General features: G+C 59.9%; 36 protein-coding genes and 1 pseudogene. 35 read left to right on the top strand and 2 right to left on the bottom strand.

Annotated features, from left to right (window positions below; genetic code table 11):
- The first annotated feature begins 32 nt into the window (after positions 1-32).
- Complete coding sequence (gene rpoC, locus ABIB57_RS06300; RefSeq protein WP_354039259.1) at positions 33-4,244, top strand: DNA-directed RNA polymerase subunit beta'; 4,212 nt, start codon at positions 33-35, stop codon at positions 4,242-4,244.
- A gap of 174 nt (positions 4,245-4,418) precedes the next feature.
- A complete protein-coding gene (locus tag ABIB57_RS06295) occupies positions 4,419-5,732 on the top strand; it encodes an esterase-like activity of phytase family protein (RefSeq protein ID WP_354039257.1) in 1,314 nt (437 codons plus the stop codon).
- Between the two features lie 106 nt (positions 5,733-5,838).
- Here the strand turns inward: ABIB57_RS06295 and ABIB57_RS06290 are convergent, their stop codons facing one another.
- Positions 5,839-6,312 carry a YbjN domain-containing protein gene (locus tag ABIB57_RS06290; protein WP_354039255.1) on the bottom strand — a complete coding sequence of 158 codons (474 nt, stop codon included), beginning with the start codon at positions 6,310-6,312 and terminating at the stop codon, positions 5,839-5,841.
- Positions 6,313-6,798: 486 nt separating this feature from the next.
- On the opposite strand from ABIB57_RS06290, the gene rpsL reads away from it, so the two are divergent.
- From rpsL to ABIB57_RS06125, 33 genes and pseudogenes are all read left to right on the top strand, one after another.
- Positions 6,799-7,170 carry a 30S ribosomal protein S12 gene (rpsL, locus tag ABIB57_RS06285; protein WP_046136734.1) on the top strand — a complete coding sequence of 124 codons (372 nt, stop codon included), beginning with the start codon at positions 6,799-6,801 and terminating at the stop codon, positions 7,168-7,170.
- Positions 7,171-7,182: 12 nt separating this feature from the next.
- The gene (rpsG, locus tag ABIB57_RS06280) at positions 7,183-7,653 is read left to right on the top strand and encodes a 30S ribosomal protein S7 (RefSeq protein WP_299724798.1); all 471 of its coding nucleotides are present in this window, start codon (positions 7,183-7,185) and stop codon (positions 7,651-7,653) included.
- A gap of 9 nt (positions 7,654-7,662) precedes the next feature.
- Positions 7,663-9,753, top strand: coding sequence for an elongation factor G (fusA, locus tag ABIB57_RS06275; protein ID WP_354039253.1), 2,091 nt, complete (start codon positions 7,663-7,665; stop codon positions 9,751-9,753).
- A gap of 54 nt (positions 9,754-9,807) precedes the next feature.
- Complete coding sequence (gene tuf, locus ABIB57_RS06270) at positions 9,808-10,998, top strand: elongation factor Tu (RefSeq protein ID WP_299724802.1); 1,191 nt, start codon at positions 9,808-9,810, stop codon at positions 10,996-10,998.
- Between the two features lie 65 nt (positions 10,999-11,063).
- The gene (gene rpsJ / locus ABIB57_RS06265) at positions 11,064-11,372 is read left to right on the top strand and encodes a 30S ribosomal protein S10 (RefSeq protein WP_299724804.1); all 309 of its coding nucleotides are present in this window, start codon (positions 11,064-11,066) and stop codon (positions 11,370-11,372) included.
- 87 nt (positions 11,373-11,459) lie between these two features.
- Positions 11,460-12,161, top strand: coding sequence for a 50S ribosomal protein L3 (rplC, locus tag ABIB57_RS06260; protein WP_299724806.1), 702 nt, complete (start codon positions 11,460-11,462; stop codon positions 12,159-12,161).
- Positions 12,161-12,778, top strand: a complete 618-nt coding sequence (gene rplD, locus ABIB57_RS06255; RefSeq protein WP_299724808.1) for a 50S ribosomal protein L4 — start codon at positions 12,161-12,163, stop codon at positions 12,776-12,778. Before rplC ends, rplD begins: the two co-directional genes overlap by 1 nt.
- A complete protein-coding gene (locus ABIB57_RS06250; protein ID WP_299724810.1) occupies positions 12,775-13,068 on the top strand; it encodes a 50S ribosomal protein L23 in 294 nt (97 codons plus the stop codon). Before rplD ends, ABIB57_RS06250 begins: the two co-directional genes overlap by 4 nt.
- A gap of 17 nt (positions 13,069-13,085) precedes the next feature.
- Positions 13,086-13,925 (top strand): 50S ribosomal protein L2, encoded by an 840-nt coding sequence (gene rplB / locus ABIB57_RS06245; RefSeq protein ID WP_299724812.1) that lies wholly within the window; start codon positions 13,086-13,088, stop codon positions 13,923-13,925.
- A 3-nt stretch (positions 13,926-13,928) separates the two neighbouring features.
- Positions 13,929-14,207: a 30S ribosomal protein S19 gene (gene rpsS / locus ABIB57_RS06240; protein ID WP_299724814.1), complete on the top strand. Its 279-nt coding sequence runs from the start codon at positions 13,929-13,931 to the stop codon at positions 14,205-14,207.
- 1 nt (position 14,208) lies between these two features.
- On the top strand, positions 14,209-14,589 hold the full coding sequence (gene rplV, locus ABIB57_RS06235) for a 50S ribosomal protein L22 (protein ID WP_354039250.1): 381 nt from the start codon (positions 14,209-14,211) through the stop codon (positions 14,587-14,589).
- Entirely contained in the window at positions 14,589-15,323 is a 735-nt protein-coding gene (gene rpsC / locus ABIB57_RS06230) for a 30S ribosomal protein S3 (RefSeq protein ID WP_354039249.1), read from the top strand. The genes rplV and rpsC overlap by 1 nt, the downstream gene beginning before the upstream one ends.
- Positions 15,324-15,338: 15 nt before the next feature.
- Complete coding sequence (gene rplP / locus ABIB57_RS06225) at positions 15,339-15,752, top strand: 50S ribosomal protein L16 (protein ID WP_354039248.1); 414 nt, start codon at positions 15,339-15,341, stop codon at positions 15,750-15,752.
- 11 nt (positions 15,753-15,763) lie between these two features.
- Entirely contained in the window at positions 15,764-15,961 is a 198-nt protein-coding gene (gene rpmC, locus ABIB57_RS06220; protein ID WP_299723790.1) for a 50S ribosomal protein L29, read from the top strand.
- 12 nt (positions 15,962-15,973) lie between these two features.
- Entirely contained in the window at positions 15,974-16,225 is a 252-nt protein-coding gene (rpsQ, locus tag ABIB57_RS06215) for a 30S ribosomal protein S17 (protein WP_299723793.1), read from the top strand.
- 63 nt (positions 16,226-16,288) lie between these two features.
- The gene (gene rplN, locus ABIB57_RS06210; RefSeq protein ID WP_299723795.1) at positions 16,289-16,657 is read left to right on the top strand and encodes a 50S ribosomal protein L14; all 369 of its coding nucleotides are present in this window, start codon (positions 16,289-16,291) and stop codon (positions 16,655-16,657) included.
- Positions 16,657-16,968, top strand: a complete 312-nt coding sequence (gene rplX / locus ABIB57_RS06205; protein WP_299723798.1) for a 50S ribosomal protein L24 — start codon at positions 16,657-16,659, stop codon at positions 16,966-16,968. Before rplN ends, rplX begins: the two co-directional genes overlap by 1 nt.
- On the top strand, positions 16,961-17,518 hold the full coding sequence (rplE, locus tag ABIB57_RS06200; RefSeq protein WP_299723801.1) for a 50S ribosomal protein L5: 558 nt from the start codon (positions 16,961-16,963) through the stop codon (positions 17,516-17,518). The genes rplX and rplE overlap by 8 nt, the downstream gene beginning before the upstream one ends.
- A 30-nt stretch (positions 17,519-17,548) precedes the next feature.
- The gene (gene rpsN / locus ABIB57_RS06195) at positions 17,549-17,854 is read left to right on the top strand and encodes a 30S ribosomal protein S14 (RefSeq protein WP_299723804.1); all 306 of its coding nucleotides are present in this window, start codon (positions 17,549-17,551) and stop codon (positions 17,852-17,854) included.
- Positions 17,855-17,866: 12 nt separating this feature from the next.
- On the top strand, positions 17,867-18,265 hold the full coding sequence (gene rpsH, locus ABIB57_RS06190) for a 30S ribosomal protein S8 (protein ID WP_299723807.1): 399 nt from the start codon (positions 17,867-17,869) through the stop codon (positions 18,263-18,265).
- 40 nt (positions 18,266-18,305) lie between these two features.
- Entirely contained in the window at positions 18,306-18,839 is a 534-nt protein-coding gene (gene rplF / locus ABIB57_RS06185) for a 50S ribosomal protein L6 (RefSeq protein WP_299746335.1), read from the top strand.
- A gap of 12 nt (positions 18,840-18,851) precedes the next feature.
- Positions 18,852-19,214 carry a 50S ribosomal protein L18 gene (gene rplR / locus ABIB57_RS06180; RefSeq protein WP_299723813.1) on the top strand — a complete coding sequence of 121 codons (363 nt, stop codon included), beginning with the start codon at positions 18,852-18,854 and terminating at the stop codon, positions 19,212-19,214.
- 25 nt (positions 19,215-19,239) lie between these two features.
- The gene (gene rpsE / locus ABIB57_RS06175) at positions 19,240-19,770 is read left to right on the top strand and encodes a 30S ribosomal protein S5 (RefSeq protein ID WP_299723816.1); all 531 of its coding nucleotides are present in this window, start codon (positions 19,240-19,242) and stop codon (positions 19,768-19,770) included.
- Between the two features lie 26 nt (positions 19,771-19,796).
- Entirely contained in the window at positions 19,797-19,985 is a 189-nt protein-coding gene (gene rpmD / locus ABIB57_RS06170) for a 50S ribosomal protein L30 (protein WP_299723819.1), read from the top strand.
- Between the two features lie 15 nt (positions 19,986-20,000).
- The gene (gene rplO / locus ABIB57_RS06165; protein ID WP_354039245.1) at positions 20,001-20,501 is read left to right on the top strand and encodes a 50S ribosomal protein L15; all 501 of its coding nucleotides are present in this window, start codon (positions 20,001-20,003) and stop codon (positions 20,499-20,501) included.
- Positions 20,502-20,630: 129 nt separating this feature from the next.
- Complete coding sequence (gene secY, locus ABIB57_RS06160) at positions 20,631-21,971, top strand: preprotein translocase subunit SecY (RefSeq protein ID WP_299723825.1); 1,341 nt, start codon at positions 20,631-20,633, stop codon at positions 21,969-21,971.
- On the top strand, positions 21,968-22,531 hold the full coding sequence (locus tag ABIB57_RS06155) for an adenylate kinase (RefSeq protein WP_299723828.1): 564 nt from the start codon (positions 21,968-21,970) through the stop codon (positions 22,529-22,531). Before secY ends, ABIB57_RS06155 begins: the two co-directional genes overlap by 4 nt.
- 177 nt (positions 22,532-22,708) lie before the next feature.
- A complete protein-coding gene (gene rpsM / locus ABIB57_RS06150) occupies positions 22,709-23,077 on the top strand; it encodes a 30S ribosomal protein S13 (protein ID WP_299723831.1) in 369 nt (122 codons plus the stop codon).
- A 79-nt stretch (positions 23,078-23,156) separates the two neighbouring features.
- On the top strand, positions 23,157-23,549 hold the full coding sequence (gene rpsK / locus ABIB57_RS06145; protein WP_035102656.1) for a 30S ribosomal protein S11: 393 nt from the start codon (positions 23,157-23,159) through the stop codon (positions 23,547-23,549).
- A gap of 93 nt (positions 23,550-23,642) precedes the next feature.
- The gene (locus ABIB57_RS06140; protein WP_299746486.1) at positions 23,643-24,668 is read left to right on the top strand and encodes a DNA-directed RNA polymerase subunit alpha; all 1,026 of its coding nucleotides are present in this window, start codon (positions 23,643-23,645) and stop codon (positions 24,666-24,668) included.
- Between the two features lie 32 nt (positions 24,669-24,700).
- Positions 24,701-25,129, top strand: a complete 429-nt coding sequence (rplQ, locus tag ABIB57_RS06135; RefSeq protein ID WP_299746349.1) for a 50S ribosomal protein L17 — start codon at positions 24,701-24,703, stop codon at positions 25,127-25,129.
- A 94-nt stretch (positions 25,130-25,223) separates the two neighbouring features.
- Positions 25,224-25,331 (top strand): annotated as a pseudogene (locus ABIB57_RS06130) (NAD-dependent epimerase/dehydratase family protein); the annotation flags it as partial.
- A gap of 22 nt (positions 25,332-25,353) precedes the next feature.
- Positions 25,354-25,737 (top strand): hypothetical protein, encoded by a 384-nt coding sequence (locus ABIB57_RS06125; protein WP_354039724.1) that lies wholly within the window; start codon positions 25,354-25,356, stop codon positions 25,735-25,737.
- On the opposite strand, the gene ABIB57_RS06120 is transcribed toward ABIB57_RS06125, so the two are convergent.
- The gene (locus ABIB57_RS06120) at positions 25,718-26,281 is read right to left on the bottom strand and encodes a P-loop NTPase family protein (RefSeq protein ID WP_354039243.1); all 564 of its coding nucleotides are present in this window, start codon (positions 26,279-26,281) and stop codon (positions 25,718-25,720) included. The two genes, ABIB57_RS06125 and ABIB57_RS06120, sit on opposite strands and share 20 nt — an antisense overlap.
- Positions 26,282-26,307 lie beyond the last annotated feature (26 nt).

Here is a 26,307-nt window from a genome sequence, read left to right as displayed (position 1 = left end):
CAGTAGGGCTGGACGGATAGAGGAGAGAATTGATGAACCATCATTCCCACGTCATGGACCCGTTCAATCCGGCAGTGCCGGTGCAGACGTTCGACCAGATGAAGATTTCCATCGCGAGCCCGGAGAAGATTCTCTCCTGGTCGTTCGGCGAAATCAAAAAGCCGGAAACCATCAACTATCGCACGTTCAAGCCCGAACGCGATGGCCTGTTCTGCGCGCGTATCTTTGGCCCCGTGAAGGACTATGAGTGCCTGTGCGGCAAGTACAAGCGCATGAAGTTCAAGGGCGTCATCTGCGAAAAGTGCGGTGTGGAAGTCACCCTGAGCCGCGTTCGTCGCGAGCGCATGGGCCATATCGAACTGGCCGCGCCAGTCGCTCACATCTGGTTCTTGAAGTCCCTGCCGTCGCGCATCGCGCTGCTGCTCGATATGACGCTCAAGGACATCGAGCGCATCCTGTACTTCGAAAACTACGTCGTGCTCGATGCTGGCCTGACTCCGTTCAGCCAGCATGAGCTGCTCTCCGAAGAGCAGTTCCTCGACGCTCAGGACGAATACGGTGCCGATAGCTTCACCGCCAAGATCGGCGCCGAAGCCATCCGCGATATCCTGCTCGCCCTCGACCTCGAGAAGATCGCGGCCGACCTGCGCGTGGAAATTGCTGAGTCCACCACTGAACTTAAGCCCAAGAAGCTCGCCAAGCGCCTCAAGATCGTCGAGCAGTTCATCGTTTCGGGCAACAAGCCCGAATGGATGATCATGACCATCATCCCGGTCATCCCGCCCGAGCTGCGCCCGCTGGTGCCGCTGGATGGCGGTCGCTTCGCCACGTCCGATCTGAACGATCTCTATCGCCGCGTCATCAACCGCAACAACCGGTTGAAGCGCCTGATCGAGCTGCGCGCTCCAGACATCATCATCCGCAACGAAAAGCGCATGCTGCAGGAAGCCGTGGACGCGCTGTTCGACAACGGCCGCCGTGGCCGCACCATCACCGGTGCCAACAAGCGTCCGCTGAAGTCGCTGTCCGACATGCTCAAGGGCAAGCAGGGCCGGTTCCGCCAGAACCTGCTCGGCAAGCGCGTCGACTATTCGGGTCGTTCGGTCATCACCGTGGGTCCGAACCTCAAGCTGCACCAGTGCGGCCTGCCCAAGAAGATGGCGCTCGAGCTGTTCAAGCCCTTCATCTATTCGCGTCTTGAAGCCAAGGGCTTCTCGTCGACGGTGAAGCAGGCCAAGAAGCTGGTCGAGAAGGAAAAGCCCGAGGTTTGGGATATCCTGGACGAAGTGATCCGCGAGCATCCGGTTCTGCTGAACCGTGCTCCGACGCTGCATCGTCTTGGCATCCAGGCATTCGAGCCCATCCTGATCGAAGGCAAGGCCATCCAGCTGCATCCGCTGGTGTGCTCGGCATTCAACGCCGACTTTGACGGCGACCAGATGGCCGTTCACGTTCCGCTGTCGCTCGAAGCGCAGCTGGAAGCGCGCGTCTTGATGATGTCGACCAACAACATCCTGCATCCTGCCAACGGCCAGCCGATCATCGTGCCGTCCCAGGATATCGTGCTGGGGCTTTATCACCTCAGCCTGATGAACGAGAACGAGCCCGGCCAGGGCATGAGCTTCTCGTCCATGGGCGAGCTGGAACACGCGCTCTACAACGGCGTCGTGACCATGCACACCAAGATCAAGGGCCGCGTACACACGTTCGACGAGAACGGCGCGTCCAAGACCGAGATCGTGGAAACGACCCCGGGCCGCATGATCATCGGCCAGATTCTTCCCAAGCATCCGTCGGTGCCGTACGCTACGGCCAACCAGCTGATGACCAAGAAGATGATCTCCAAGATGATCGACACGGTTTACCGTGGCTGCGGTCAGAAAGAGACCGTGATCTTCTGTGACCGCGTCATGCAGCTGGGCTTCACCCATGCGTGCAAGGCCGGCATTTCGTTCGGCAAGGACGACATGGTCATTCCGCCGACCAAGTATGCGATCGTGGAAGCGGCGCGTAAGCAGGTCGAGGAATTCGAGCAGCAGTACAATGACGGCCTGATCACTCAGGGCGAAAAGTACAACAAGGTCGTGGACGCCTGGGCCAAGTGTGGCGACAAGGTTGCCGAGGAGATGATGAAGGGCATTGCTGCCGTTCAGATCGACAAGGAAACCAAGCGCCAGAAGCCGATCAATTCGGTTTACATGATGAGCCATTCGGGCGCACGTGGTTCACCGGCCCAGATGAAGCAGCTTGCCGGCATGCGCGGCCTGATGGCCCGTCCTGACGGCTCGATCATCGAGACCCCGATCACGGCTAACTTCAAGGAAGGCCTCAACGTTCTCGAGTACTTCAACTCCACCCACGGTGCCCGTAAGGGTCTGGCGGATACGGCGTTGAAGACCGCGAACTCGGGCTATCTGACCCGTCGTCTCGTCGACGTGGCGCAGGACGCGATCATCGTTTCCACCGATTGTGGGACCGATCGCGGCCTGACCATGGAGCCGATCGTCGATGCCGGCCAGATCGTGGCTTCGATCGGCCAGCGCGTTCTCGGCCGTACGGCCGCTGACGACATCAATCACCCGCTGACGGGTGACCTGATTGCCGCCAAGGGCACGCTGCTCGAAGAAAAGCATGTCGATATCATCGAGGACGCCCGGATCCAGTCGATCCGCATCCGGTCGCCGCTGACCTGCGACATGCGCCAGGGCACTTGCGCGGCCTGCTATGGTCGTGACCTGGCTCGCGGTACGCCCGTGAACATGGGTGAAGCTGTCGGCGTTATCGCCGCACAGTCAATCGGTGAACCCGGCACGCAGCTCACCATGCGCACGTTCCACATCGGTGGCACGGCTCAGGTGGTCGATAGCTCGTTCCTGGAATCGGGCGCCGAAGGCACTATCGCCATCCGCAACCCGAACGTGGTCAAGGTCGAAGGCAACAAGCTCGTCGTCATGGCGCGTAACGTGTCGCTGGCCGTTCTCGACGCCGAAGGCAAGGAACGCAGCACCCACAAGGTGACCTACGGCTCCAAGCTCCTCGTCAAAGAGGGCGATCAGGTTCGCCGTGGCCAACGTCTGGCTGAATGGGACCCCTACACCCGTCCGATCCTGGCCGAAGTCGATGGCGAAGTGCAGTTCGAGGATCTCCTCGACGGTACCTCGGTTGCGGAAAACACCGACGAGGCGACGGGCTTCACCAAGCGCGTCGTGATCGATTGGCGCACCAATCAGCGCGGTGACGGCCTCAAGCCGGCACTGGCGATCGCTCGCAGCGGCGCCGTGGTCAAGGTCGACCGTGGTGGCGAAGCGCGCTATCTTCTGTCGGTGGATGCCGTGCTTAACGTGGAACCTGGCCAGAAGGTCTCGCCCGGCGACGTGCTGGCGCGTATCCCGCTGGAAAGCGCCAAGACCAAGGACATCACCGGCGGTCTGCCGCGTGTGGCCGAGCTGTTCGAGGCACGTCGTCCCAAGGACCACGCCATCATCGCCGAGATCGACGGCATCATTGGTTTTGGCCGCGACTACAAGAACAAGCGTCGCGTCATCATCAAGCCGCATAACGAAGGCGAAGAGTCGGTCGAGTACCTGATCCCGAAGGGCAAGCCGTTCCATCTGCAGGAAGGCGATACCATCGAGAAGGGCGAATACATCCTCGACGGCAATCCGGCTCCGCATGACATTCTGGCAATCAAGGGCGTGGAAGAGCTTGCTCGTTACCTCGTCAATGAAATTCAGGAAGTCTATCGTCTGCAGGGCGTGCTGATCAACGACAAGCACATCGAGGTGATCGTTCGCCAGATGCTGCAGAAGGTCGAGATCGTCGATCCAGGTGATACCGGCCTGCTCAAGGACGAGCAGCTCGACAAGCTGGACTTCGACGAGCTCAACGACCAGTTGGTCGCCGATGGCAAGAAGCCGGCAACGGCCAATCCTGTGCTGCTCGGTATCACCAAGGCGTCGCTGCAGACCCGCTCGTTCGTGTCGGCCGCCTCGTTCCAGGAAACCACCCGCGTCCTCACCGAAGCGGCCGTGTCCGGCAAGGCCGATCTGCTCGAAGGCCTCAAGGAGAACGTCATCGTGGGTCGCCTGATCCCGGCCGGTACCGGCGCGGGCATCACCTCGGCCAAGCTGATCGCCGCCAAGCGCGACGAGCTGATCCTCGACGAACGCCGCCGCCAGGCCAACACCGCCGCGATCCCGTCGCCGCGCGTGTTCGACAAGCCGGTGGAAACGCCAGCCGAGTAAGTTCGGATCGATCGAGAAGTTTAGGGAAGGGGGCCGCAAGGTCCCCTTTCTTTTTGGGCCGGCTACGGTTTGCAAACTGACGCAAATCCGTAACGGCAGTGCAATCAACCTGTAGGCGAACCGACACATTGGCTGGGTAGGGAAGGCGGGTTCAATTTACCTTCCGGAGAAGTCATGTTCCGTTCCCTCCTTCTGGCTGGGGTCAGCCTGCTTGGCCTCATGGCCACTGCCAATGCCCAGGACGTCCCGAAATTTGAGGCCGTGCTCAAGGCTCACGCCCAGCAGCCGGGCGCGACCTTCGTCGATGCGCCCGCCGATGCCCCCGCCGAGTTCCAGATGTCGGGCCGCTTCACCTCGGGCACCCGCGTCGAGACACTGGAAGAATTCAAGGATGCCAAGACCGGCATCGGCATGCCGTTCAAGGGCCAGGCACTGCAGGGTTTTTCCGGCATCCGCTCGCTTGGCGATGGCCGCTTCGTCGTGCTGACCGACAATGGCTTCGGTGCCAAGGCCAATTCCGCTGACTCGCTGCTGATGTTCAACACCCTCAAGGTCGACTGGGCCGGCCACACCGTCGCCCGCGAATCCGGCGTGTTCCTGTCGGACCCGAACCGCGTCGTGCCGTTCCCGATCGTCAATGAAGCCACCGATACGCGCTACCTGACCGGCGCCGATTTCGACATCGAGTCGATCCAGCCCGTGGGCGACAGCTACTATTTCGGAGATGAATTCGGCCCCTGGCTGATCAAGACCGATGCCAAGGGTGTCGTCACCAATGTCTACAAGACCCAGATCGGCGACCTCGTCTACAAGGGCCCGGACAACCAGACCGTTTCGGCTCCGAACCCCGGTGCCGAACTGACCGGCGTCGTGACCCAGCGTTCGGGTGGCTTTGAGGGCATGGCCCAATCGCCTGATGGCAAGACGCTGTATCCGCTGCTCGAAAAAACCTTCTGGGATGCCGACAAGAAGGCGTTCGAACTGATCGACGGCAAGCCGGCCATCCGCATGCTGCAGTTCGACGTGGCCACTGGCGCCTTTGCCGACAAGGTTCGCTACTATCCGCTGGAAGACGCCCCGAACTCGATCGGCGACTTCAACATGATCGACGATCATCGTGCGCTGGTCATCGAGCGTGACCAGAACCAGGGCGATGCCCGTGACGGTTGGGCCGCCAAGCCGGCGCTGCTGAAGCGCATCTACCTCATCGACATCGACCAGCTAGATGCCAATGGCGTGGTCAAGAAGCTGGGCTATATCGACCTGCTCGATATCAAGGATCCCGATGGCATCGCGCCGCGTGGCTCCAAGGATGGCGTCTTCACCTTCCCGTTCGACACCATCGAGAATGTCGATCGCGTTGACGAAAACACTATCGTTGTCGCCAATGACAACAACTTCCCCTTCGACGTGAGCCGCGAGCAGGGCAAGCAGGATGACGATGAATTCATGATCCTCGACGTCACCGACCTGCTCAAAGCCAAATAACGAGACCACTGGGGAAGGGGCCTTGGCCCTTTTTCTATGGACGAGTGATAGCGCAACAAAAAAGGGGCCCGTCGGGGCCCCTTTGGATTCGATGGTAACGCGTGGCTTACTTCTTGAAGCCGACGTGATCGGCGAACTGGCCGACGACCAGGGTCCAGAGGCCAATCTGCGAATCGAGGTATTCGGCGCTGACGCCCTTGACCATATCCAGATCCATCTCCACGACGGCGTCCTTGTCCTGATCGAGATAGGCGCGGCTGAAACGCTTGTTCATGTTCCAGTCGTTGATCACTTCGAACTTCGGCTTGAGGTCGAGGAAGCCGAGATAGAAGTTCAGGTCCTCGCAATTCTTGTTGTCGGTGCAATTGCGGAAATAGATCTGGTAGGTGATTCCATCGACCTTGCCGGTGATCTGGGGGTCACCGTTGCTCTGGGCCGTCAGCGTCGCCGAGCCGTAGCCGCGCGCCGCATTGAGAATCTCATCGGTGTTGGCGGCCGTTAGCGACTGGGCCTGGGCCGAAACCGTCAAGGCAAGCGCAAGTGCGCCGCCAGCAAACATGGCATTCAATTTCATCTGCATTCCCTCTCGTGAGTCGTCAGACAGGGCCGGAAAGGCCCATGCGCGTCCCCGCATCCGGTTCTACACGTTTCCCAAGGAGGCGAGAAGTATGGTCCAAATCAATTGTGCGGGCGTAACTGTGCGCAGAAGCGCTATGCTACGGGCATTAAGAGGCGCGAAACGAATACGCTACCAAAGCATATCCGGCATGCAGATTTTCGCGAAAGAATCCTTGACGCATGCAGACATCGGCACTAAACAGCCCATACCTAAGCAGTCGGTCGTGAATGTCGCTTCGGGTACCTGCCATCTTGTGCGGGCATCCAGGACACTCAAACACACTGGTGGGTAGATAGACGAAGCAAATCCTTGTGCGCATGAACGTGGTCCTTTCGGGCTACGGTCCGCTGCAATTAAGGCGCCGCCGTTCCCTTAACCGGGTCGGATGAGCGCCGTTTTGGTTTGCTGCGTTGTGATCGAAACGATTTGGACGATGGAAAGAGCTCAATGCCCACCATTAATCAGCTGATCCGCAAACCACGCGCCAGCAAGCCAAAGCGGAACAAAGTTCCGGCGATGGAAGCCAACCCGCAGAAGCGCGGCGTTTGCTCACGTGTCTACACGACCACTCCGAAAAAGCCGAACTCGGCTCTGCGTAAGGTTGCCAAGGTTCGCCTGACCAACTCCCGCGAAGTGATCTCGTATATCCCGGGCGAAGGCCACAACCTGCAGGAGCACTCAGTTGTGCTCATTCGCGGCGGTCGTGTTCGCGATCTTCCGGGCGTTCGTTACCACGTGCTCCGCGGTGTCCTCGACACGCAGAGCGTGAAGGACCGCAAGCAGCGCCGTTCGAAGTACGGCGCGAAGCGTCCGAAATAAGGAGATAGAGTCATGTCCCGTCGCCATAGCGCAGAGAAGCGTGATGTTATTCCTGATCCCAAGTTTGGCGATCTGGTTGTCACCAAGTTCATGAACTCCTTGATGAAGGACGGCAAGAAGTCGGCCGCCGAAGGCATCGTTTACGGTGCATTTGAAATCGTCGAGTCCAAGACCAAGCAGGACCCCATCGTGGCGTTCCACACCGCACTCGACAACATCCGCCCGTCGGTTGAAGTCCGGTCGCGTCGTGTTGGCGGCGCCACCTATCAGGTTCCGGTTGAAGTCCGTACCGATCGTCAGCAGGCCCTGGCCATTCGCTGGTTGATCGACAGTGCCCGCAAGCGCGGCGAGAACACGATGCGTGAGCGTCTGTCCGGCGAGCTTATGGATGCGGTCAACGGTCGCGGCCAGGCCGTTAAGAAGCGCGAAGATACGCACCGTATGGCTGACGCCAACCGTGCCTTCTCGCACTACCGCTGGTAGGAGCTTACAATGGCACGCGAATACCCGATCAATCTGTATCGCAATTTCGGCATCATGGCTCACATCGATGCTGGCAAGACGACCACGACCGAACGCATCCTCTACTATACCGGCAAGTCCCATAAGATCGGCGAAGTCCACGACGGCGCCGCGACCATGGACTGGATGGAGCAGGAGCAGGAACGCGGCATCACGATCACGTCCGCTGCCACCACCACGTTCTGGAAAGACCGTGATGGCGTCACGCACCGCTTCAACATCATCGACACCCCCGGCCACGTGGACTTCACCATTGAAGTCGAGCGTTCGCTGCGTGTGCTCGACGGTGCCGTCGCACTGCTGGATGCCAATGCCGGTGTCGAGCCGCAGACGGAAACCGTGTGGCGCCAGGCCGACAAGTACAACGTTCCGCGTCTGATCTTCGTCAACAAGATGGACAAGATCGGTGCCGATTTCTATCGCTGCGTCGAGATGGTCGGCACCCGCCTGGGCGCCAAGGCCGTTCCCGTGCAGCTGCCGATCGGCGCCGAGAATGACTTCAAGGGCGTCGTCGATCTGATCGAGATGAACGCGCTGATCTGGCACAACGAAGAACTGGGCGCTGCCTGGGACGTCGTTGAGATCCCTGATGACCTCAAGGATGCTGCCAAGAAGTATCGCGAAGCCATGATCGAAGCCGCCGTCGAACTCGACGACAGCGCGATGGAATCCTATCTGAACGGCGATATGCCCGACAATGCAACGATCCGTCGTCTGCTGCGTCGCGGTGCGATCGACGCGAAGTTCTTCCTGGTGTTTGCCGGTTCCGCCTTCAAGAACAAGGGCGTTCAGCCTCTGCTCGATGGCGTTATCGACTTCCTGCCGTCGCCGGCTGACGTTCCTGCCATCCAGGGCATCGACGCCCGCACCGAGGCTCCGATCGAGCGTCATGCGGACGACAGCGAGCCCTTGGCCATGCTGGCGTTCAAGATCGCCAACGACCCGCACATGGGTACGCTGACGTTCTGCCGTATCTACTCGGGCAAGCTCGAGCAGGGCATGATGATCGAGAACACGGTCAAGGAAAAGCGCGAGCGCGTTGGTCGTCTGTTCCAGATGCATGCCAATAGCCGCGAGCAGATCACGGAAGCCTTCGCTGGTGACATCGTCGCCATCGTGGGTCTCAAGGACACCACCACTGGCGACACCCTGTGTGCCTCCAATGCGCAGGTTATCCTTGAACGCATGATCTTCCCGGAACCGGTTATCGACATCTCGGTGGAACCGAAGTCCAAGGCCGATCAGGAAAAGATGGGCCTCGCGCTCAACCGCCTGGCTGCTGAAGATCCGTCGTTCCGCGTCAAGACCGATGAAGAATCCGGCCAGACCATCATTTCGGGCATGGGCGAACTTCACCTGGACATTCTCGTCGACCGCATGCGTCGCGAGTTCAAGGTGGAAGCCAATATCGGTCAGCCCCAGGTGGCTTACCGCGAGACGATCACGAAGTCTGCCAATGTGGATTATACCCACAAGAAGCAGTCGGGTGGTTCGGGCCAGTTCGCTCGCGTCAAGCTGTCGGTCGAGCCGGGCGAAGTCGCCTCGGGTCTGACTTTCGTGAATGCCGTCGTCGGCGGTTCGGTGCCCAAGGAATATATCCCGGGCGTTGAAAAGGGCGTGAAGTCAGTCATGTCGTCTGGTCCGTTGATCGGGTTCCCGATCGTGGACGTCAAGGTGACGTTGACCGAAGGCGCGTACCACGACGTCGACTCCTCGGTTCTGGCCTTCGAAATCGCCGGTCGTGCAGGCTTCAATGAAGCCCTGCGCAAGGCGTCGCCGAAGATCCTCGAGCCGATCATGAAGGTTGAAGTTGTCACGCCAGAAGACTACATGGGCGACGTTATCGGCGATCTGAATTCACGACGCGGACAGATTCACGGCACTGAAAGCCGTGGTGTGCTCCAGGTTGTGGATGCTTATGTCCCGCTCGCGAACATGTTCGGCTACGTGAACTCCCTGCGCTCGATGAGCCAGGGCCGTGCACAGTATTCGATGACGTTCGATCACTATGAGCAGGTTCCGCAGGCTGTCGCCGACGAAGTCCAGGCCAAGTACGCCTAATAACAAACTGAAACTCAAGGTTGGCCGAACGGCTAACGAATACGGAGAGAAGCGATGGGCAAGGAAAAGTTTTCCCGCAATAAGCCTCACTGCAATATCGGCACCATTGGTCACGTTGACCATGGCAAGACCTCGCTGACCGCAGCGATTACCAAGGTTTTGGCTGAGACTGGTGGCGCGACCTTCAAGGCGTACGACCAGATCGACGCTGCGCCGGAAGAAAAGGCACGCGGCATCACCATCAATACCGCCCACGTCGAGTATGAGACGGCCAACCGTCACTATGCTCACGTCGATTGCCCAGGCCACGCCGACTATGTGAAGAACATGATCACCGGTGCTGCCCAGATGGACGGCGCGATCCTGGTTGTGTCCGCTGCTGACGGCCCGATGCCCCAGACTCGCGAGCACATCCTGCTCGCCTATCAGGTTGGCGTTCCCGCAATGGTCGTGTTCCTGAACAAGTGCGACATGGTTGACGACGCCGAGCTGCTCGAGCTCGTCGAACTCGAAGTTCGCGAACTGCTCACCAGCTACGACTTCCCCGGCGACGATATCCCGATCATCAAGGGCTCGGCTACCGAAGCGCTGAACAACGGCGACAAGAAGCTCGGCCACGACGCGATCGTGGAGCTGATGGCTGCTGTTGACTCGTACATCCCGCAGCCGGAACGTCCGGTTGACCTGCCGTTCCTGCTGCCGATCGAAGACGTGTTCTCGATCTCGGGTCGCGGTACTGTGGTCACCGGCCGTGTCGAACGCGGCATCGTCAAGGTTGGCGAAGAAGTCGAAATCGTCGGCATCAAGGCAACCCAGAAGACCACCGTCACCGGTGTCGAAATGTTCCGCAAGCTGCTCGATTCGGGCCAGGCTGGCGACAACATCGGCGCCCTGATCCGCGGTATCGACCGTACGCAGGTTGAGCGCGGCCAGGTTCTCTGCAAGCCAGGCAGCGTGACCCCGCACACCGACTTCGTTGCTGAGGCCTATATCCTCACCAAGGAAGAAGGCGGCCGTCACACTCCGTTCTTCGGCAACTACCGTCCCCAGTTCTACTTCCGTACCACGGACGTGACGGGCATCGTGACCCTGCCGGAAGGCACGGAAATGGTTATGCCGGGCGACAACATCAACATGAACGTTCAGCTCATCGTTCCGATCGCCATGGAAGAGAAGCTGCGCTTCGCTATCCGTGAAGGTGGCCGTACCGTCGGCGCCGGCGTCGTGGCGAAGATCCTCAAATAAGAAGCGAATGATTTCGTGGCGCGCGAGTTGCGCGCGCCACGGTCCATTGTTGTCAGGATAACAAGATGAACGGTCAAAATATTCGCATCCGCCTCAAGGCGTTTGACCATCGCGTCCTCGACGCATCCACGCGTGAGATCGTGCAGACGGCCAAGCGTACGGGTGCTCAGGTTCGCGGTCCGATCCCGCTGCCGACGCGAATTGAGAAGTTTACCGTCAACCGCTCGCCGCACATCGACAAGAAGGCGCGTGAGCAGTTCGAGATCCGGACCCACAAGCGTCTCCTGGACATTGTGGATCCGACCCCTCAGACGGTTGATGCACTGATGAAGCTCGATCTTGCCGCCGGCGTCGACGTCGAAATCAAGCTCTAAAGTCACGGATTTCCGCGCTGACCAAATAACAGGGTCCTCTTGAGAACCAATGACCCGGTTCAGCGCTAAACAAGAAGGTACTAACCGATGCGTTCTGGTTTGATCGCACAGAAGCTGGGCATGACCCGCATATTCACCGATGACGGCGCACATGTGCCCGTTACGGTGCTCGGGCTGCAGAACTGCCAGGTGGTAGGCCAGCGGACGTCGGAAAAAGATGGCTATGTCGCGCTCCAGTTGGGCGCCGGACAGGCCAAGGTGAAGAACACGACCAAGGCAGAGCGCGGCCAGTTCGCCGTTGCCAAGGTCGAGCCCAAGCGCCATGTCGCGGAATTCCGCGTCGATGCCGAAAACCTCATCGAGGTTGGCGCCACGCTGCAGGCTGACCATTTCGTCGAAGGCCAGCTGGTGGATGTCACCGGTACTTCGATCGGTAAGGGTTTCGCCGGCGGTATGAAGCGCTGGAACTTCGGTGGTCTTCGTGCCACCCACGGCGTGTCGGTGTCTCACCGTTCGATCGGTTCGACCGGTGGCCGCCAGGACCCGGGCAAGACCTTCAAGAACAAGAAGATGCCTGGTCACATGGGTGATCGTCGCATCACCACGCAGAACCTGACGGTCGTCAAGACCGACGTGGAACGCGGTCTGATCATGATCCAGGGTGCGGTTCCCGGTGCCAAGGGCGCCTGGATCCAGATCAAGGATGCCGTCAAGAAGCCTGCTCCCAAGAATGCTGCCTTCCCGGGCTCGTTCAAGGCCGCTGCTGACGTTGCGGAAGGGGCTGAATAATGGAACTCCAGATCACTACTCTGGACGGCAAATCTAACGGTACCGTGACACTCGCAGACGACGTGTTCGGCCTGGAAGTGCGTCAGGACATCCTGCACCGCATGGTCCGCTACCAGCAGCTGAAGGCGATGGCCGGCACGCACGATGTCAAAAATCGTTCGGAAGGCGTTCGCACCGGCAAGAAGTTCAAGAAGCAGAAGGGTGGCGGCGCTCGTCACGGCGATCGCAAGGCTCCACAGTTCCGTGGTGGTGGCCGTGCATTCGGTCCGACTCCGCGTAGCCACGCGATCGACCTGCCCAAGAAGGTCCGTGCCCTGGCGCTCAAGCATGCCCTGTCGGCCAAGGCCGCAGCTGGCGAGCTGATCGTGCTGGACAGCGTCATCACCAAGGCTCCGAAGACTGCGGCTCTCCGCATCACTTTCGGCAAGCTGGACTGGATGAACGCGCTGATCATCGATGGTGCGACCGTCGACCAGAACTTCGCTCTGGCCGCTCGCAACATTCCGCATATCGACGTGCTCCCGATCCAGGGCATCAACGTTGTTGATATCCTGCGCCGTCAGAAGCTCGTCCTGACCAAGGCAGCGCTCGAAGCGCTGGAAGCGAGGTTCGCATGAACAAGCTCAGCGCTTATGACGTGATCCGCAATCCCGTCGTGACTGAAAAGTCCACGATGGCTTCGGAAGCCAACCAGGTCGTGTTCGATGTTGCCATCGATGCGAACAAGACTGAGATCAAGGCCGCCGTCGAGCAGCTGTTCTCGGTCAAGGTCAAGGCAGTGAACACCCTGGTCCGCAAGGGCAAGGTGAAGCGCTTCCGCGGCAAGATCGGCGTCCGCAATGACGTCAAGAAGGCTATCGTTACCCTCGTCGACGGCCAGTCGATCGATATTTCGACCGGCCTCTAAGGGAATAGAGACAAAAAATGGCTCTTAAAACTTACAACCCAACTTCCGAAGGCCGTCGCCAGCTGGTGACGACCGATCGGAGCGAACTCTGGAAGGGCGCCCCGGTCAAGACTTTGACCCAGGGTCTTTCGAAGTCCGGCGGCCGTAACAACCGTGGTCGTATCACTGCGTTCCATCGCGGTGGCGGTCATAAGCGGACCTACCGCATCATCGACTTCAAGCGCGTCAAGTTCGACGTCGTCGGGACCATCGAGCGCCTGGAATACGATCCCAACCGTACGGCCTGGATCGCCCTGGTGATCTATCCCGATGGCGAGAAGGCTTACATCGTTGCTCCCCAGCGCCTTGGCGCCGGCGACAAGGTGATCTCGTCGATGCAGACCGTCGACGTGAAGCCGGGCAATGCGATGCCGCTGGAGCGCATGCCGGTCGGTACGATCGTGCACAACATCGAGCTGAAGCCCCGCAAGGGTGGCCAGGTCGCCCGTTCGGCTGGTGCTTATGCCCAGTATGTCGGTCGTGACCAGGGTTGGGCGATCCTTCGCCTGAACTCGGGCGAACAGCGCCGCGTCCATGGTTCGTGCCTCGCCACTGTTGGCGCTGTGTCGAACCAGGATCACTCCAATACGTCGCTCGGCAAGGCCGGTCGTTCGCGTTGGCTCGGCCGCAAGCCGGTCAACCGCGGTGTGACCATGAACCCGATCGATCACCCGCATGGTGGTGGTGAAGGCCGTACCTCGGGTGGCCGTCATCCGGTTACCCCTTGGGGTAAGCCGACCAAGGGCAAGAAGACCCGCAGCAACAAGGCGACGGACAAGTTTATCGTTCGCTCGCGTCACGTGAAGAAGGGCAGGTAAGCCATGACCCGTTCAATCTGGAAGGGCCCGTTCGTCGACGGCTACATGCTCAAGAAGGCCGAGAAGGCCTTGGCATCTGGCCGCAACGACGTGGTCAAGATCTGGAGCCGCCGTTCGACGGTTCTGCCACAGTTCGTTGGCATCACCTTCGGCGTTCACAATGGCCACAAGCATATCCCGGTCAACGTGACCGAAGACATGATCGGCCACAAGTTCGGCGAATTCGCACCGACCCGTACGTACTACGGTCATGCGGCCGACAAGAAGGCCAAGAGGAAGTAACATGGGCAAGCCAAAAACCCAGCGCGCGCTTGCGGACAACGAAGCCAAGGCTGTGCTGCGCATGCTGCGCATCAGCCCGCAGAAGCTCAACCTTCTGGCTCAGTTGATCCGTGGCAAGAAGGTCGAGAAGGCTCTGGCCGAACTCGAATTCAGCCACAAGCGTATCTCTGGCCAGGTCAAGAAGGTGCTGGAAAGCGCTATCGCCAATGCCGAAAACAACCATGGGCTCGATACCGACGCCCTGGTCGTTGCTGAAGCTTTCGTGGGCAATTCGCTCGTGATGAAGCGCTTCATGGCACGCGGTCGTGGTCGTTCAGCGCAGATCCAGAAGCCATTTGCGCATCTGACGATCATTCTCCGTCAAGTTGAGGAGGCCGCATAATGGGTCAGAAGATCAATCCAATCGGTTTTCGCCTCGGCATCAACCGCACTTGGGATTCCCGTTGGTACGCCAACAAGGGCGAGTATGGTAACCTGCTTCAGGAAGACCTGAAGATCCGCACCATGCTGCTCGAAGACCTGAAGGCCGCAGCGGTCTCCAAGATCGTCATCGAACGTCCGCACCGCAAGTGCCGCGTGTCGATCCACACTGCCCGTCCGGGCATTGTGATCGGCAAGAAGGGCGCTGACATCGACAAGATTCGCGCCAAGGTGAAGAAGTTCACCGACAGCGAAGTGCACATCAACATCGTTGAAGTGCGCAAGCCGGAGACCGATGCGACGCTGGTTGCCCAGGGCATTGCCCAGCAGCTGGAACGCCGCGTGGCTTTCCGTCGCGCCATGAAGCGTTCGGTGCAGACCGCAATGCGCATGGGTGCCGGCGGCATCCGCGTGAACGTTGGTGGCCGTCTCGGTGGCGCCGACATCGCTCGTACCGAATGGTACCGCGAAGGTCGCGTTCCGCTGCACACGCTGCGTGCCGACATTGACTATGGTACTGCCGAAGCCGCGACCACCTACGGCATCATCGGTATCAAGGTCTGGATTTTCAAAGGCGAAGTGCTCGAGCACGATCCGATGGCCCACGAACGCCGTGCTACCGAAGGTGGCAATAGCGGCGGCGGCGAAGGTCAGCAGCGTGCTCCGCGGCCCGATCGCGACCGCGAACGCGCATAAGAAGGTTAGTTCATTATGCTGCAACCTAAGAAGACCAAGTTCCGCAAGGCCCATAAGGGCCGCATCCATGGCGTTGCCAAGGGTGGCACCGAGCTGGCTTTCGGCCAGTATGCCCTCAAGGCAACCGAGCCGGAGCGCGTGACCGCTCGCCAGATCGAAGCGGCTCGCCGCGCGATCACCCGCGAGATGAAGCGCCAGGGTCGTGTCTGGATCCGCATTTTCCCAGACGTACCGGTTTCCAAGAAGCCGACCGAAGTACGTATGGGTAAGGGCAAGGGTTCGGTTGAACTCTGGGCCGCTCGCGTCAAGCCGGGCCGTATCGTATTCGAGATCGACGGCGTCCCTGAGGACGTTGCCAAGGAAGCCCTTCGCCTCGGCGCGATGAAGCTTCCGATCATGACGCGGGTTGTTACCCGCATTGCAGACTGAGGGGCGCGGTTATGACCACTGCCAAAGATGTGCGGGCCAAAACCCCGGATGAGCTGAAGGATCAGCTCGTTAGCCTGAAGAAAGAACAGTTCAACCTGCGTTTCCAGCGTGCTACCCAGCAGCTCGAAGCCCCGGCCCAGGTCAAGAAGGTCCGCCGCGATATCGCGCGGATCAAGACGATCCTGGCCGAGAAGAACGCAGCGAAGTAAGGAGCGGCGACCATGCCAAAACGCGTTCTACAGGGGACTGTTGTCTCCGACACCAATGAGAAGACGGTTGTGGTGCGCGTCGAGCGCCGCTTTACGCATCCCGTCATGAAGAAGGTTGTGCGCCGGTCCAAGAAGTACCATGCGCACGATGAAGCTAATGTGGCGAAGATCGGCGATATCGTGTGGATCGAAGAGTGCGCGCCAATTTCGAAGAACAAGCGCTGGACGCTTGTTCCGACTGCAGCAGCAGCGCCGTCGGCGTAAGATATAGGTCAAGATCGGCAGTTCCGGGGACGGTAGGTCGGTTTAACAAGAAGGCATCCAGTCATGATTCAGATGCAATCAAATCTCGACGTCGCGGATAATTCCGGCGCGCGTCGTGTCATGTGCATCAAGGTGCTGGGCGGTTCGCATCGCAAGTACGCGTCGGTTGGCGACATTATCGTTGTGTCGGTCAAGGACGCTATTCCGCGCGGCCGCGTAAAAAAGGGTCAGGTTATGAAGGCAGTGGTCGTTCGCACTTCCTTTGATATCCGTCGCCCCGATGGCACGGTGATCCGTTTCGACAAGAACGCCGCGGTTCTGATCAACAATCAGAAAGAGCCGATCGGCACCCGTATCTTCGGACCGGTTCCGCGCGAGCTTCGCGCCAAGAACCACATGAAGATCATCTCGCTCGCACCAGAGGTGCTGTAATGGCTGCCAAAATTAAGAAGGGCGATAAGGTCGTCGTCCTGACAGGCAAGGACAAAGGCAAGACTGGCCAGGTTCTTTCCGTCATTCCGACCGAAACCAAGGCGCTCGTGCAGGGTATCAACCTTGTCAAGCGCCACACCAAGCAGACCGCGTCGACTGATGCCGGCATCTTCACCAAAGAAGCGCCGATCCATCTGTCCAACATCGCGCTCGCCGATAAGGATGGCAAGGCCACTCGCGTCGGTTTCCAGATCAAGGACGGCGTCAAATCGCGCGTCGCCAAGTCGACCGGAGACGTGATCGATGGCTGATACAGTTTATATGCCTCGCCTTCGGGTCGAGTACGAAGAAAATATCCGCAAGGCTCTGACCGAGCAGTTCGGCTACAAGAATGTCATGGAGCTACCCAAGCTCGACAAGATTGTGCTGAACATGGGCGTTGGCGAAGCCGTCAACGACACCAAGAAGGTCAAGACCGCTGCGGCCGATCTGGAAAAGATCGCCGGCCAGAAGCCCGTCATCACCCATGCCCGCAAGTCGATCGCCGGCTTCAAGGTGCGTGAAGACATGCCGCTGGGCGTCAAGGTGACCCTGCGCAAGCAGCGCATGTATGAATTCCTCGACCGCCTGGTGAACATCGCTCTGCCGCGTGTTCGCGATTTCCGCGGCCTGAACCCGAATTCGTTCGATGGCCGCGGCAACTATGCTATGGGCATCAAGGAACACATCATTTTCCCGGAAATCAACTACGACCAGGTTGACCAGGTCTGGGGCATGGACATCGTCATCGCGACGACGGCCAAGAGTGATGACGAAGCGCGTGCGCTTCTCAAGGCTTTCAACTTCCCTTTCCGCACGTAAGCGGGCAGGGGAAGGCATAAGGATCAGGACATGGCCAAGACCAGCTCCATCGAAAAGAACAACAAGCGCAAGGCACTTGCCAAGCAGTACGCGCCCAAGCGCGCTGCTTTGAAGGCTCTGACCAAGGATCAGTCGATCCCGGCAGACCAGCGCTTCGCCGCCCAGCTCAAGCTGGCAGAACTGCCGCGCAACTCCGCCAAGGTCCGCGTTCGCAATCGTTGCGAAGTGTCCGGTCGCCCGCGCGGCTTCTACCGCAAGCTGAAACTGAGCCGCATCGCGCTGCGCCAGCTGGGCAATATGGGCGAGATCCCAGGCCTGGTTAAGTCGAGCTGGTAAGGAAAAAGACAGATGAGCTTTTCAGATCCCATCGGCGACATGCTGACCCGCATCCGTAATGCGCAGATGCGCCGTAAGAATTCCGTTTCGACCCCAGCTTCGACCCTTCGTGGTCGGGTGCTGGACGTTCTCCAGTCCGAGGGTTTTATCCGCGGCTATTCGGAGACCAAGTTCGAGAACGGTGCTGCCGAGTACGAGATTGAACTCAAGTACTCGGATAATGAAGCGGTTATCCGCACGATCGAGCGCGTTTCGCGTCCCGGCCGTCGCGTTTACGCTTCGGTGAAGAATATTCCGCAGGTTGCCAATGGCCTGGGTGTTTCGATCCTCTCCACCCCCAAGGGTGTGATGGCCGACCACGAAGCCAAGGCTGCCAACGTTGGTGGCGAGGTACTCTGCCGCGTCTTCTAATGAAGGCGTGGTAAGACGATTACTCAAGGATTGAACTAGCATGTCACGTACAGGCAAACAGCCGGTAGCCCCGGTCGGTGGTGTTACGGTGACCATTAATGGTCGCACCGTTTCCGCCAAGGGCCCCAAGGGTGAACTGAGCATCGAGCTCATGGACGCCATCAATGTCGAGCAGACCGAAGCTGGTCTGGTTGTGTCGCCTGCGAACGACACCCGGTTTGCCAAGGCAGCCTGGGGCACCACGCGCGCTCTGATCCAGAACATGGTGACGGGCGTCAGCGCCGGCTTCGAACGCCGCCTGAACATCCAGGGCGTTGGTTATCGCGCTGCTCTTCAGGGCAAGGACATCAAGCTGTCGCTTGGGTTCAGCCACGAAGTGATCTATGAAGCCCCCAAGGGAATCACCCTTGCCGTGCCAGTGCCGACGGAAATCGTCATCACCGGCATCGACAAGCAGGCCGTCGGCCAGGTTGCGGCGAACATTCGTGCATGGCGCAAGCCAGAGCCCTATAAGGGCAAGGGCGTTCGCTATGCTGGCGAGTTCGTCTTCCGCAAAGAAGGCAAGAAGAAGTAAGGAGCGCCTGCAATGGCTATCAGTGCAAAGGGAGCGGATCGCCGCAAGGCCCGTGTCCGCAAGGCGCTCAAGGCTCGTGCCTTCGGTCGTCCGCGTCTGTCGGTTTTCCGTTCGGACAAGAATATCTACGCCCAGATCATCGACGATACGACAGGCCGTACGCTGGCCGCCGCATCGACGCTGGACAAGGACGTCAAGGCGTCGGTTGGCAACGGTGCTACCGCCGAGGCTGCTGCAGCGATTGGCAAGTTGATTGCCGAGCGCGGCTCCAAGGCCGGCGTTGCCGAAGTGATCTTCGATCGCGGCGCCTACATCTATCATGGCCGGGTCAAGGCCCTAGCAGACGCTGCCCGCGAGGGCGGCCTGCAGTTCTGATCCACGGCGCGAGAAAGAAGATACTATGAGCAGAGACGTTCAAGAACGCGATAGCGAATTTGTCGATCGCCTGGTCCACATCAACCGTGTGGCCAAGGTGGTCAAGGGTGGCCGTCGTTTTGGTTTCGCCGCGCTTGTCGTGGTCGGTGACCAGAAGGGCCGCGTTGGCTTTGGTCACGGTAAGGCCCGTGAAGTTCCAGAGGCAATCCGCAAGGCAACCGAGCAGGCCAAGCGCCAGATGATCCGGGTGCCGCTGCGCGACGCCCGTACGCTGCACCATGACGTCACCGGACGTCACGGCGCTGGCAAGGTCATCCTGCGTGCCGCCGTTCCGGGTACCGGCATCATCGCCGGTGGTCCGATGCGCGCCGTGTTCGAGACGCTGGGCATCAACGACATCGTTGCCAAGTCGCAGGGGACTGCAAACCCCTACAACATGGTGCGGGCCACCTTCGATGCGCTCAAGCGCGTCGATAGCCCTCGCTCGGTTGCATCGCGTCGTGGCTTGAAGGTTTCGGAACTGCAAGCCCGTCGTGGCGAAACAGTCGAGGCTTGATCCGGTAACCCGGACGGAGAGATATCATGGCTGAACAAAAGACCCTCGTCGTGAAGCAGATCGGCTCGCCGATCCGCCGCGACAAAGTGCAGCGCGCGACCCTGATCGGTCTCGGGCTCAACAAGATGAACAAAGAGCGCGAGCTGATCGATACGCCCGAAGTGCGTGGCATGATTCGTAAGCTCCCGCATCTCGTCCGTGTTATCGGCGAGTAAGAAGGTAGCTTCGTAATGACCCGTTTGAACGAACTTCGCGACAATCCAGGCGCCAACAAGGTCCGTATGCGTATCGGCCGTGGTATTGGCTCGGGCAAGGGCAAGACCGGCGGCCGTGGCGGCAAGGGCCAGACGGCGCGCTCCGGCGTTGCCATCAACGGCTTCGAAGGCGGCCAGATGCCCCTTCACATGCGTATGCCAAAGCGCGGCTTCAATGCCCTGAACCCAGGGGATTGGAACGAGGTTCGCATCGACCGTATCCAGGCCTATATCGACAGCGGCAAGCTGGACATCAAGGGCGTGGTTGACGCTGCTGCCTTGATCGCCGCACGCGTGATCCGTCGTCCCAAGGACGGCGTGCGCCTGATCGGCTCGGCTGGCTTCACCGCCAAGAATGTGACCTTCAAGGTCGATTATGCGACCGCTGGCGCAACGGCAGCTATTGAATCGGCCGGTGGCAAGCTCGATATCATCCCGACCAAGGCGACGTGGAAGAAGACTCCATACGCTGGTTAATTATCGGCACGGGCACATCCGGCCATTGGCTGGGTGTGCTCTTCTGGTTTGTTGCGTTGGGGATACAGATGCATCTGCATCCTGAAGCGCTCCGAGCGCACCTGGCCTTGAAGCCATAGGGAGCGATACATGGCGTCCGCAGCCGAGCAACTAGCTCGTAATCTGAATTTTTCGACATTCTCCAAGGCGAAAGCCCTGCAGCAGCGCATCTGGTTCACACTGGGCGCGCTGCTTGTGTATCGTCTGGGGACTTTCATTCCGGTTCCGGGCATCGACCCGGATGCTTTCCAGGCGACGTTCGAACAGAGCCAGCAGGGCATCATCGGCATGTTCAACATGTTCTCCGGCGGTGCCGTGCAGCGCATGGCGATCTTTGCCCTGAACCTTATTCCCTATATTACCGCGTCGATCGTGGTGCAGGTGATCGCCACGGCGTCGCCGCGTCTCGAAGCGATGAAGAAAGAGGGTGAGGCGGGTCGTCGCAAGATGAACCAGTACACCCGCTATCTGGCGGTCGTGTTCTGCGCCGTGCAGGCCTATGGCATTGCCATCGGGCTGGAAGCCAGCCAGGGCGTCGTGCTGCATCCGGGCTGGATGTTCCGTTTTACCACGGTGATTACCCTCGTCGGCGGCACCATGTTCCTGATGTGGCTGGGCGAGCAGATCACGTCGCGCGGTGTCGGCAACGGCATTTCGCTGATCATTTTCGCCGGTATCGTCGCCAATCTGCCCACGACCCTGGTGCAGACCATGGAACTGAGCCGCACCGGTGCCTTGCCGGCTGCTGCAGGCATCTTCATCCTGGTGCTGGCTATCGTGGTGATCGCCGGTATCGTGTTCTTCGAACGCGCCCAGCGCCGGCTGCTGATCCAGTATCCGAAGCGCCAGGTCGGCAACAAGATGTTCCAGGGCGATACCTCGCACCTGCCGCTTAAGCTGAATACTTCGGGTGTTATCCCGGTCATTTTCGGCTCGTCCTTGCTGCTGCTGCCGGCGACCATCGCGTCGTTCGCTGCGCAGGGCAATGCGCCGGTGTGGCTGCAGACGGTAACGGCCATGCTCGGCCGCGGCCAGCCGCTCTACCTGACGCTGTTCGCCGTGTTCATCATCTTCTTCTCGTTCTTCTATACGGCCATCGTGTTCAATCCGCAGGAGACCGCGGATAACCTGAAGCGCTCCGGCGGCTTCATTCCGGGCGTGCGTCCGGGCGAACGCACGGCGGCACATATCGACTATGTGCTGACGCGCATCACGGTGGTCGGCGCGCTCTACCTGACGGTCGTGGCCTTGATCCCCGAGATCATCCACAACCAGCTGGCGGTCAGCCAGTTCATCGGCGGCACCTCGCTGCTGATCATGGTGACGGTGACGCTCGATACAGTGAGCCAGATCCAGAGCCATCTGATCGCGCAGCAGTATGAGGGGCTCGTCAAGAAGTCCCGTCTTGGTGGGGGAGGTAAGCGTCGATGAGGTTGATCCTGCTGGGACCGCCTGGAGCGGGGAAGGGTACGCAGGCCAAGATTCTGGTCGAAGCTTACGGTATTCCCCAACTCTCGACTGGCGACATCTTGCGGTCGGCCATCGAGGCGAAGACGGAGATGGGACTGGCGGCCAAGGCCGTCATGGACCGTGGTGACCTGGTGTCCAACGATATCGTCAACGGTATCGTCTCGGAGCGTCTCGACGCCGCTGATTGCCATAACGGGTTTATCCTTGACGGCTTTCCACGCACGATTGCGCAGGCCGAGGCGCTCGACGAAATGCTCGAGCAAAAGGGCATGCAGCTCAACGCCGTGATCGAGATGACGGCGAATGCCGAGGTCCTGGTCGAGCGTGTGATCAACCGCGCCAAGGAAAGCAACCGCCCGGATGATCATCCGGACGTCATTCGCAAGCGGTTGGAAGTGTACAATCGCGATACGGCACCGCTGGTGGACTACTACCGCCAGCATGGGCTGGTCAAAACGGTCGACGGTATGGCACCGGTCGAGCAGGTAACTGCTGCGATCAAGGCAGCCATCGAAAACTGAAAGCTTTGGATTGGCCGGGGCAGTTGACACTGCCCTGTCTTATCCTTATGAACCGCACCAGTCTCATGGATTATTGGGCTGGATTCGGTTCCTCACGCAGGTTGGGGGTCGAAATCCGGTCCCTTGTTGTTTAAGGACACCGCCGTGATGGCTGGTGTTGAATGAAGGAGAGCAGACGTGGCCCGTATTGCTGGCGTCAATATCCCGACGAATAAGCGCGTAGTCATCGCGCTGCAGTATATCCACGGGATCGGCGACAAGTTCGCCGAGGATATCTGCACCAAGGTTGGCATTCCGGCCGATCGTCGCGTCAACGAGTTGACCGACGCGGAAGTGATCCAGATCCGTGAAGCCATCGACCGCGACTACGTCGTGGAAGGTGACCTTCGCCGCAATGTGGCGATGAATATCAAGCGGCTGATGGATCTGGGCAACTACCGTGGCCTTCGCCATCGTCGTGGCCTGCCGGTTCGTGGTCAGCGCACCCACACCAATGCTCGTACCCGCAAGGGTCCGGCAAAGGCGATCGCTGGCAAGAAGAAGTAAGAACCCGCTTCGGGTTCTTCGATGTAGCTGCTGGGGCCGGATGGCTAACGGCAGCGCCGATATCGAATAGAGGAATTACATGGCTAAGACTGAAACGACTCGCGTTAAGCGCAAGGAACGTAAGAATATCACGTCGGGTGTTGCCCACGTGAATGCCTCGTTCAACAATACGATGATCACCATCGCCGACATGCAGGGCAACACGATTTCGTGGTCCTCGTCGGGCGTTATGGGGTTCAAGGGTTCGCGCAAGTCGACCCCTTATGCCGCTCAGGTTGCTGCTGAAGACGCTGCCAAGAAGGCCCAGGAACATGGCATGAAGACCCTTGAGGTCGAAGTGCGCGGTCCTGGTTCGGGCCGCGAATCGGCACTCCGGGCGTTGCAGGCGGCTGGGTTCAATGTCACCTCGATCCGCGACGTGACCTCGATCCCGCACAATGGCTGCCGTCCGCGCAAGCGGCGCCGCGTCTAATTTAGACGGTTTAGAAGCTCCCGGCCGCGCGGCCGGGAGTCTCATTGCGTTTGCGGCGGAGCGGCCTGGGCGAGGCCGCGATTTTGAAAGGACATAACCGTGACGATCCAGAGGAACTGGCAAGAACTGATTAAGCCGACCAAGCTGGAGATTGTTTCGGGCAGCGACAACGCGCGCGTGGCCTCGGTGGTTGCCGAGCCGCTTGAGCGCGGTTACGGGCTTACCCTGGGCAATGCTCTTCGTCGCGTGCTGCTGTCGTCGCTTCAGGGCGCCGCAGTGACTGCAATCCAGATTGACGGCATCTTGCATGAATTCTCGTCGCTTCCGGGCGTGCGTGAAGACATGACCGATCTCGTGCTCAACGTGAAAGAAATCGCGTTGAAGATGGGCGGCGAAGGCCCCAAGCGCCTGCAGCTCTCCAAATCCGGCCCCGCGGCCGTGACTGCTGGCGACATCAAGGTCACCGGTGACATCGAAGTGCTGAACCCTGAACTCGTGATCTGTCATCTTGATGACGGCGCCGAGATCAATATCGAGTTTACGGTCGATACCGGCAAGGGCTACGTCCCGGCCGACAAGAATCGTCCGGAAGACGCTCCGATTGGCTATATCCCGGTCGATGCGCTGTTCTCGCCGGTTCGCCGCGTTTCCTACAAGGTCGATGCGACCCGTGCGGGCGAGAGCCTGGACAAGGACAAGCTGACCCTGCAGGTCGAAACCAATGGTGCAATCTCGCCGGATGACGCCGTGGCTTATGCCGCCCGCATCCTGCAGGACCAGCTGTCGGTGTTCGTGAACTTCGAAGAGCCCAGCAAGGAAAAGACCCAGGATTCCGTTCCGGAACTGGCGTTCAACCCGGCACTGCTCAAGAAGGTCGACGAGCTCGAGCTTTCGGTGCGTTCGGCCAATTGCCTCAAGAACGACAACATTGTCTATATCGGCGACCTTATCCAGAAGACGGAAGCCGAGATGCTGCGGACACCGAATTTCGGCCGCAAGTCGCTCAACGAAATCAAGGAAGTGCTCGCGCAGATGGGCCTTCATCTCGGAATGGACGTTGCCAATTGGCCACCCGAGAATATCGATGACCTCGCCAAGCGCTACGAAGATCATTATTGATCCCGCGCTGCCAAGCACTTTAGGAGACAACCATGCGCCACGGTAATTCAGGCCGCAAACTTAACCGGACTGCCAGCCATCGCAAGGCCATGTTCGCCAATATGTCCGCCGCGCTGATCAAGCACGAGCAGATCGTCACGACCTTGCCAAAGGCCAAGGAACTGCGTCCGATCGTCGAGAAGCTGATCACGCTGGGCAAGCGCGGCGACCTGCATGCTCGCCGCCAAGCGATCGCGCAGATGCGCGACGAGGGCCAGGTGGCCAAGCTGTTCGCAGTCCTCGGGCCGCGCTACAAGGAACGTCAGGGCGGCTATATCCGCATCCTGAAGGCCGGTTTCCGCTATGGCGACAACGCGCCGCTGGCAGTGATCGAGTTCGTCGATCGCGACGTCAATGCCAAGGGCCTCGATAGCGGCCCGGTGTTCACGCGCGAAGACGAAGACGAGTCGGTCGCAGCGTAAGACTGCTTCGACTTGACGGAATAATTTTGGGCGGCCACGGATTATCCGTGGCCGCTTTTTGTTGTGCGTGGCCATCATTGCTTTGGGGGATGCGATGGCGGGCAAAGGGCTGGTTCTGGTCACGGGCGCGAGCGGCTTCGTCGGCAAGTGGACCGTGATCGAGCTTCTGCGCGCCGGCCATTCGGTGCGCGGCACTGTTCGGTCGGCCGCAAAGGCGGAGGGCCGTGCGCAGGGCGGCGGCCAGGGCGCTGGACGGCGACGTGGCGGCGCTGCATGTGGCAGCGCTGCAGCAGCTGGCGTCGGTGGGACAGCGCTACCTCGCCACCTCGGATTATGTCCCGTTTCCCGAGGTCGCCAACATTCTCCGCGCGGCGTATCCGGAGCGGATGGTCACGTCCAAGTCCGTGCCAGACTGGATCATCAAGCTGCTCGCCTGCTTTGGTGGGCCCACCCGGCAGATCATCCACGACATCGGCAACGAAAAGCACTTTGACCGCAGCAAGGGCGAGATGCTGCTCGGCCGGGCATTTATCCCGGCCAAGGACGCAATCCTGAGTGCGGCGGAAAGCCTGATCGAACTGGGCCTGCTCAAGCCATCGGCGAAATAACCGGCGACCGCTCGAGATCCCAGGTGGCATAGGCGGCCTTGAGCTCGCGCATGGATTCCACCTGCACCATGGGCAGGCCGGTAGCGCGCAGCAGGTCAATGTCGCGTTGGCGCTTGCGCGGCTGCTCGATGAGAATGAAGCTCACCATGTCCCATTTGAGACTGTCCTTGGCTCCGGCCAGATGGCCGTGGCGCTGGCGCTCAAACAGCGTGCGGCGCAGATAGCGGCCGAACGCGGTCCAACGATCTGTGCCGAGCAGGATAACGCCGGTGGCGCGAGCCACGCGCGGCGGCAGCAGGCTCATGTAATTGCCCTCGATGATCCAGCGTTCGCGGGCGATGGCCTGCTCATGCAGCAACTCAAAATCGGCGTCGGGACGAAGCTGCCAATCGGTATCGGGCAGGAAGCGGAGTTGGTCGAGCGAGACTGGGGTGGCGCCGATCTTGTCGGCGATGGCCCATGTCAGCGTCGATTTGCCGGCATTGGACGGGCCGCAGACGCAGATGCGTGGCCCCAGGCTGTCGAGAGGCGGGAAAGCGAGCATTTTCAGTTCCGATATGTTTGATGGGA

Origin of the sequence: Devosia sp. UYZn731 (assembly GCF_040546795.1) — a bacterium.
Lineage (GTDB): Bacteria > Pseudomonadota > Alphaproteobacteria > Rhizobiales > Devosiaceae > Devosia.
The sequence above is the reverse complement of the archived record's forward strand: the minus strand, read 5'-3'. Positions and strand labels throughout refer to the sequence as shown.